The following is a 7,837-nucleotide window of genomic DNA, read 5'->3' as shown; positions in this document are numbered from 1 at the left end:
ATCTCTCCACCAGTTGCCCGTCAGCTACGAGGCGACTTGGCTCTTACCTCGACCGGACTTCCACCGGCTAGTTGTGCCTAGCTTGGCTAGGCGCGCTATGTCAAAAAAAAAAAAAGCGGCCCTATTATGGCCGCCGCTAGCGTTCGTCTTATATCGATCAACCATCCTGCCGTCCTTCGAAATAGATCCCCGACTGCAGATCGTTAACGAATCGCTGAAGCCATTCGTAATAATTCACGGCATGCTTGAGCTTGTGCAAGTCCTCGAGGCACAGCTTGCGTTCCTCCTCCGTGGTGTTCAGCTCGAGTATCGTCTCCGACAACGGAGGAATGACGGCGTCGAGCGCGCCTCTCATGACGTCGATCTCCCTCTGAAGCTTCGTTGCGAAGAACGATTGAAAGGCTTTGAAGAAATCCGTTTCCGCGACGTAAAGATCTTTCCGCTCTTCCTTCTCCTTTAGCTTGGACGCCATCTTGGAATCGATCAGCGCGCGAACGGCATAGCTCATATTGCTCTTGCTCATGTTCATGCTCGCCTGCATTTTTTCCAGCGTCATCGGTTTATCCTCGAAAAACATAATGCCGTATAGTTGCCCGAAGGAGTAATTAACTCCGTATAAGTCCATCGTCTGCGCCAAAGCATCGATAATCTTGCCCCGAAATTCCTCGCGTTGCGTTGCCGGCTTCTTCATCTTCCCGGACGTTGCTTTCTTCATGACTTCGCCTCCGCATCTCTATCAACAATTTAACACAAAACACTACTAAATTTCACGTAGAAATAACCCTTCAACATAATTCTTAACGTACAATTATTTTAGAACGTTGACAAATAAATGGCTGATTAAGCCATCAACCGGCAATTTGTTAAATAATTATTGAACGATTGGAGAGGGTTAAGCAATGGCGAGAAAAAAGTTCGCCGAAGATGGCAAAGCTCTGCTGTTCACTTTGCCGGCAATGGTGCCCCTGACTTTGTTCTGGTTTTTCCCGCTGGGTTACGTCGTTTACCTAAGCTTCGTGGAATGGGACTTCATGAGTCCGACGAAATTGTTCGTAGGTTTCGATAACTACAGGGGATTGTTCAGCGATCCGGCCTTCTACCAGTCGCTTCGGGTGTCCATCCTCTTCTGTTTGGGAAGCGTATTGCCGATCATCGCCGTCGGGCTGGCTTTAGCCATGCTACTGACCCGGAAAATGCCCGGAGGCGCGCTTTACCGGACGTTGATCTTCTCTCCGTGGGTTACGCCGACCGTCGCGGTATCCATCGTATGGTCCTGGATATACGAGCCGGAGGTCGGATTAGCCAATAGCGCCCTGAATGCGATCGGCTTGGACGGCATCCGCTGGCTTGAGGATCCGAACTGGGCATTGGTAGGCATTCTTCTCGTGACGATATGGAAATCGGCTGGTTGGAGCATGATCTTCTATCTGGTAGCCATTCGCAACGTACCGACCGATCTGATGGAAGCCGCCGGTCTGGACGGCGCGGGTAGCTGGCGTAAATTCGTGCACGTAACGCTCCCGCTCATCTCTCCGACGACCTTCTTCCTGTTCATCGTTCAGATGGTGCAAGCGCTGCAAGCCTACGACCAGATTAACGTACTGACCCAGGGCGGCCCCGCGGGCTCGACCCGTACGCTATTGTACCTCTACTATCAATCGGCTTTCGATTCCTTTCAGATCGGACAAGCTTCGGCCGTCGCCATTACGTTGATCATAGGCTGCGTGCTGCTCTCCGTATTCTCCGCTATTGTCGGAAGAAACGCCGTTCATTACTCCTGACGAACAACGCTAGAAAGGGGATCGTTACATGCAAGCTTGGAGAAATCTCGGCGCTACGGTGCAATATTTGATCGTTGCCGCCGTCGCGGTTCTGATGGCATTTCCTTTCTATTGGATGGCAACCAGCGCTCTGAAAACCAACGACGAAATCTGGCAGTTCCCCCCGACGTTCTGGCCGCATGAGCCTTTGTGGCATAACTTCAGGGAAGCATGGGTCGCCGCGCCCTTCGCCCAGTACATGTTTAACAGCATTTTCGTCGCGGCAACGATCGTCTTGATTCAAGTGTTCAACTCCGGGATGATGGCTTACGCCCTTACCCATATGAAGTTTCGGCTGAAGGGTATATTCGCCGCTGCTATCCTGATCGGTTACATGATACCGAGTACGGCCGTTTATTTACCCGGTTACGTTATCCTTGGCAAGCTGCAACTGCTCGATTCCTATGCAGGCTTGATCTTGTCCAACTGCGTGAGCGTGTTCTCGATTTTTCTCATCAGGCAAGCATTCCTGCAAATCTCCCACGAGATGATCGAAGCGGGACGTATCGACGGCGCCTCCCATTCGCGGATTCTGTGGACGATCCTTCTACCGCTAACGCGATCTTCCTTTGCCGTTCTTGCCCTGATCACATTCATCGAGCAGTACAACAACTATTTCTGGCCAATGCTCATTACCAAGGACCCGAATCTCCAGCTCGTGTCGGCAGGCCTCAGGAGCTTCTTCGTGGAAGGGGGTGCATACGGATTAAAATGGCCGCTTATCATGGCCGCCAGCGCCTTCACCATCGCGCCTTTACTCGTCTTATTCGTGCTGACGCAGAAAACTATCATACGCAGCGTCAACCTTACGGCAGGTTCCAGCAAGGGATAACTAAACAGACAAACAAAGTGGAGGGAAACCCAACGTGAAAAAATTAACTCTAGGCGTTCTATCTTTATCTTTCCTGCTTCTTACGGCTTGCGGTTCGACCGGAGACAACAATAACAACGCTTCGAGCGCTTCGAACGCTCCCGCTTCTTCCGAATCCGCCGATCCGGCAAGCTCTCAGCCTGCCGAAAGCCCGGAAGTCCCGGCAGAACCGGTAACGATCGAATTCTGGTACGGTTTGGGCGGCAAGCTCGGAGAAAATATGCAACAGCTTATCGAGAAATTCAATGCATCCCAGCAAGAGGTTATCGTTAAGCCCGTCGTTCAAGCGGATTACTCCGAGACGGAGAAGAAGCTTCAGGCCGCAATCGCTGCCGGCACCGTGCCGGCAGCCGTATTGTCAGCTAACGTAGATTGGGCGAAAAAAGGCTACTATGCTTCGCTGGACGAGCTAATCGCCTCCCAACCGGATTTCAATAAAGAAGACTTGGTCCAAACGTTCTTGGAGCAAGGCCAGGTTGACGGAAAGCAATTTTTCCTGCCCATGTATGGAACGACTCAAGTGATGTATTATCGCAAAGACGCCTTCGAGAAAAGCGGCATTAAGCCCGAGGATCTCACCACTTGGGAAGCTTTAGGCGAAGCCGCAACGAAGATGGCGGTAAAATCCGGCGACAAAACCACGTTCTACGGCTGGGAGCCGATGTGGGGCCGGGAAAACATGATGGACGCCGTATTTAGCAAAGGCGGAAGCGTTCTGAGCGAGGACGGCAAAACCGTTCTGATCGATTCTCCGGAATGGATCTCGACTTGGGAATTTTTCCGTAAAGCCATCCACGATGACAAAACAATGAGAATTCATTCCGGCGGACAAGGCTGGGAGTATTGGTACAAAACGATCGACGATGTCATGAAGGGTCAAGCTGCCGGTTATATCGGTTCAAGCGGCGACCAAGGAGATCTCGACTTCACGCAGCTTGCGGCCATGGAACAACCGGGTTGGGAAGGCGTAGGAGTCGGCAAGCCCGTAGCCGAAGCGATTCTGGCGGGTATTCCGGCCAAAGCAAGTCCCGAACAACAGCAAGCTGCCTTCAAATGGTTCAGCTACTTCATGAACTCGGAGAATACGGCTTTCTGGTCGATGAACAGCGGGTATATCGCGGTAAGACAATCCGCTCTTGACGATCCTGCTTTCGTTGCTTACAGTCAAGAAAATCCGCAAAGCACGATTCCGTTAAAACAAGCGGCGCATGGCTCCAAGCCGTTCCAAGATCCGACCGGCGGCAAAATTACCGACGCCCTCAAGATCGCCGCGGACAAAGTACAGATCAGCAACGTATCCGCGGAGAAGGCTCTGAAGGAAGCGAAAGAAGTCGCGCAACGCGAGCTCGACAAGCTGAACAAATAAGTTAAACCAATTAGGAGGTTTCCCGCATGCCTGAATTACGCATAGCGGGCACGGCCTATCCGATTCAAGCGATCCTGTTCGATAAGGACGGCACCCTGCTGGACTTTATCCACACGTGGGGGAACTGGAGCGAGCGCTTGCTCGCCCGGTTCTACCAACGGCTTGAAGAGAAAGGGCTGCTGCCGCCGAGTTTGGACTCGGAAACCCTTTGGGGCACCCGCCGGGGGCCAAGAGGAGACATCATCGGTTATGACCGTAACGGACCACTAGCTATGGGAACGATCGACGATCTACTGACCGTGCTGGCATGGCAGGGCTATCGCTCCGGCTTATCATGGGCGGAGTCTAAGGTGCTTGCGGAAGATTGCCGAAAGTATGCCGATGAACAATTGCAGGTAACAAAACCCGTCAAGACTTTACCAGGGGTCATCCCCTTCTTGGAGCAATGCCGTAACAGCGGAATCGTTCTAGCCGTAGTCACCGCAGACGAGACCGCCATGGCTCATAATCATCTAGATTGGCTAGGCATACGCGGTTACTTCTCGGCTTGCATCGGCACCGATCAAGTGAATAGAGGCAAACCGTATCCGGATATGGTCGAATTAGCCTGCGAAAAGCTTTCTATAGACTGTTCGCAAGCGGCCATTATCGGAGATACGAACGGCGATATGAGAATGGCCCGGTCGGCGGGCGCGGCATTGGCCGTAGGAATCGCCGAATCGGATGCCGCGGGGATCCGATTACTGCCCGACGCGGACTACGTTATTTCCTCTTATAGCGAGCTCGAGATTTGGGAAGGCGAACAATGAAAGGTGAGAATAGCATGGGTTGGTTGCTGCTCTGCTGCGCGATCGTGCTGGAGTTGTCCGGTACCGTATCCATGAAGCTCTCGGAAAGTTTTACGCGCTTAATTCCTTCTGTTCTCATGTTTATTTTCTACGGGGCAAGCTTCACGCTATTAAACTACGCGCTTAAGTATATGGACGTCAGCACGGTCTACGCGGTGTGGTCGGGCGTCGGGATCGTACTCATTACGCTGGCCGGATATTTATTTTTTCAAGAACGTTTGTCGGTGTCCTCGATGTTATGGATTGGCGTCATCGTCGTCGGAGTCATCGGCTTGAATATAAGCAACAACGGTCACTAATGAAGGAGGATTATACGACTATGCAGATTCTCGGGAATAACGGGCAAGCGGAGCTCCCTCTTCTCTCCTTCCAGGTCATTACGGATACTCACATCCGATCGGATCCTGAGCACCCCTATAATCGCGGGTTGGACCGGGCGCTTAAGGACATTGCCGAGAATTCCCCAGACAGCCGGGGGATCATGCATGCCGGAGACGTCGCCGATCATGGTTTTCCGGGAGAATACGAGGAGTTCCGCCGAATATGGAACGAGAACAAGGAAGTCTTGCCCGAGCTGTTCTTGACTATGGGGAACCACGATGTAGGTCTCGGCGAATGGCAATCCCGATTGTCCCGTTTTCTGAACGCGACCGAAATGTCCGGCGCCTACCACGATCATTGGATAGACGGCTACCATTTTGTTTTTCTGGGAACCGAAGAAGGATTGGAGCTCTATTGCTCGCTGTCCGACGCTCAGCTCCAATGGCTGGATGCCAAGCTCGGCGAAGGGGATTCGTCCGGCAAGCCGACATTCGTATTCCTCCATCAGCCGCTGCTGAATACGGTGTCCGGTTCTCTCGAAGCGCAGAAATGGAGCGGAGTAACGCAGGACGCCGAGCTGAAAGCAATCTTATCGAAGCACCGCAGTCGCGCCATCCTGTTCACGGGGCATACGCACTGGGAATTAGAGGCGGCACATCACTATTTCGACGGAGGAGAGTCTCTACCTCCCATGTTCAATTGCGCTTCCGTTGCCTATCTATGGACGGACGAAGACGAGGGCAAGGAAGGCAGCCAAGGGTATTACGTCGAGGTTTACGCCGATCGGGTCGTCGTAAGGGGAAGGGATTTCCAGCGGGGACAATGGATTGAAGCGGCTCGGGTCGAACTGGCCTATCCTCGGGACTAACTCTCAAGTTGCTTTAACTTAATAAAACGTCGGAAAACCAAGCCTCCCGGGATCAGGGGCTTGGTTTTTTCGTTGCCCTCACTAGCCCACCACGTCACCGAATCTCATTAAACCATCGCGCAAGCTCTTGTCCGATCGCATGAGGATTCTCCTCCAGCAAATGGTGAAATCCCTTGCCGATATCGATCGTAGTCAGATTTCGCATATTCGCCCCGCACCAATCCAACTGAGGCTTTCTGACGGTGCAGCCCGGAGATGCGTAGAACAGGATTTTCGGTATATCCGTTGCCCTTAACCAAACATTGCGTTCCTCTACGGCTTGCACGACATCGCCCGGCGTTCCCTCGATCGGAATCTGGTTCGGAAACACCCACATCGGCTTGCGATCCTCCGGATTCCGGAACGGCTCCCGGTAATGCTCGTGTTCTTCCGGAGTTAACCGCCGATTAACGATGATGTTGGGCATGCCCTCCACGAATACGTTGTTGTCCCGCATGAACGGCCATCCCTTCTCGGGGTCTCGCAACGTCTGGAACAAGCCTTGGGATTCCGGAGGCGAGAAATCCGACCATGAGGCCAGCGGATATAAGGCTTGGGGCTCGATCATCGCAACGGCTTTAACGTTGCCGGGGCGGTTGGCCGCATATTGCATCCCGATCGTCGCACCCCAATCGTGGCCGACCAGAATAATCTCCTTCAATCCGAGCCGATCGATAAATGCGCTAATATAATCAACATGCTCCGAGAAGGTATATCCGATATCCGGTTTGTCGGAACGGCCCATTCCGATCAAATCTACCGCAACGCAGCGCGCGTAATCGGTCAAGTAAGGAATAACGTTACGGAAAGCATACGACGAGGTCGGATTTCCGTGCAGGAACACGACGGGCGTCCCGGCGCCTTGATCGACGTAGCGCAGCCGATGGCCGCTTTTCGCTTCCAGGTAGCGGGATTCGAACGGAAATTGTTGCCCAATAGGCAACGTATCTAAACTAGACATACGCGATGCAGCTCCTCTTTGCTTGGCTTCTGCCTCGATCATATCATCCCCGCGCATGAGCTCATTGTAAAAAAACGACAAAGTGCAACTCGCGCTTCGGCAGAATAGCCATGCGGGGCACGCTTATTTCGGACTGGGCGGCACTTTCGGCAAAATAGCCGTGCGGGGCACGCTTATTTCGGCCGGGCCGGCTCTTTCGGCAAAATAGCCGTGCGGGGCACGCTTATTTCGGTCGGGGGCAGCACTTTTGGCGAAATAGCCGTGCGAGGCACGCTTATTTCGGACTGGGCGGCACTTTCGGCAAAATAGCCGTGCGGGGCACGCTTATTTCGGCCGGGCCGGCTCTTTCGGCAAAATAGCCGTGCGGGGCACGCTTATTTCGGTCGGGGGCAGCACTTTTGGCGAAATAGCCGTGCGAGGCACGCTTATTTCGGACTGGGCGGCACTTTCGGCAAAATAGCCGTGCGGGGCACGCTTATTTCGGCCGGGCCGGCTCTTTCGGCAAAATAGCCGTGCGGGGCACGCTTATTTCGCGCGGGGGCGGCTCTTTCGGCAAAATAGCCGTGCGGGGCACGCTTATTTCGCGCGGGGGCGGCACTTTCGGGTAGCGTCAAGAAGTATGTGTAGTAGGATTATCCAGCGGGAAACTTAGTTAGTTTGTGGAGGGGGAATTCCCTCGGGCATAACGTTCAATGTACATCTTCTCAAACACGGTTTTAGTATCGGGGTCTGCAAATCCACGT

The 7,837-nt window shown here is 53.3% G+C and carries 8 protein-coding genes; 6 read left to right on the top strand and 2 right to left on the bottom strand.

What is annotated here, in order from left to right; translation table 11 throughout:
- Positions 1–157 precede the first annotated feature (157 nt).
- On the bottom strand, positions 158–715 hold the full coding sequence (locus DFP95_RS28450) for a GbsR/MarR family transcriptional regulator (RefSeq protein WP_115996061.1): 558 nt from the start codon (positions 713–715) through the stop codon (positions 158–160).
- Positions 716–899: 184 nt separating this feature from the next.
- Here DFP95_RS28450 and DFP95_RS28445 point away from each other — a divergent pair, with 184 nt between their 5' ends.
- The 6 genes from DFP95_RS28445 to DFP95_RS28420 are packed head-to-tail and all read left to right on the top strand — an operon-like array spanning position 900 to position 6,094.
- Positions 900–1,781, top strand: coding sequence for a carbohydrate ABC transporter permease (locus DFP95_RS28445; protein ID WP_115996060.1), 882 nt, complete (start codon positions 900–902; stop codon positions 1,779–1,781).
- A gap of 28 nt (positions 1,782–1,809) precedes the next feature.
- Positions 1,810–2,652 (top strand): carbohydrate ABC transporter permease, encoded by an 843-nt coding sequence (locus DFP95_RS28440; protein WP_115996059.1) that lies wholly within the window; start codon positions 1,810–1,812, stop codon positions 2,650–2,652.
- A gap of 34 nt (positions 2,653–2,686) precedes the next feature.
- Entirely contained in the window at positions 2,687–4,057 is a 1,371-nt protein-coding gene (locus DFP95_RS28435) for an ABC transporter substrate-binding protein (RefSeq protein WP_115996058.1), read from the top strand.
- Between the two features lie 26 nt (positions 4,058–4,083).
- A complete protein-coding gene (locus tag DFP95_RS28430; RefSeq protein WP_115996057.1) occupies positions 4,084–4,866 on the top strand; it encodes an HAD family hydrolase in 783 nt (260 codons plus the stop codon).
- A 14-nt stretch (positions 4,867–4,880) separates the two neighbouring features.
- Positions 4,881–5,204 (top strand): DMT family transporter, encoded by a 324-nt coding sequence (locus DFP95_RS28425; RefSeq protein WP_115996062.1) that lies wholly within the window; start codon positions 4,881–4,883, stop codon positions 5,202–5,204.
- A gap of 20 nt (positions 5,205–5,224) precedes the next feature.
- Positions 5,225–6,094 (top strand): metallophosphoesterase family protein, encoded by an 870-nt coding sequence (locus tag DFP95_RS28420; RefSeq protein WP_115996056.1) that lies wholly within the window; start codon positions 5,225–5,227, stop codon positions 6,092–6,094.
- A 94-nt stretch (positions 6,095–6,188) separates the two neighbouring features.
- On the opposite strand, the gene DFP95_RS28415 is transcribed toward DFP95_RS28420, so the two are convergent.
- A complete protein-coding gene (locus DFP95_RS28415) occupies positions 6,189–7,094 on the bottom strand; it encodes a haloalkane dehalogenase (RefSeq protein ID WP_181907653.1) in 906 nt (301 codons plus the stop codon).
- Between the last annotated feature and the right edge of the window lie 743 nt (positions 7,095–7,837).

The sequence above is a fragment of the Cohnella lupini genome, from assembly GCF_003386205.1.
Lineage (GTDB): Bacteria > Bacillota > Bacilli > Paenibacillales > Paenibacillaceae > Cohnella > Cohnella lupini.
Note: the sequence above shows the minus strand (reverse complement) of the source record. Positions and strands in the feature narration are given on the sequence as shown.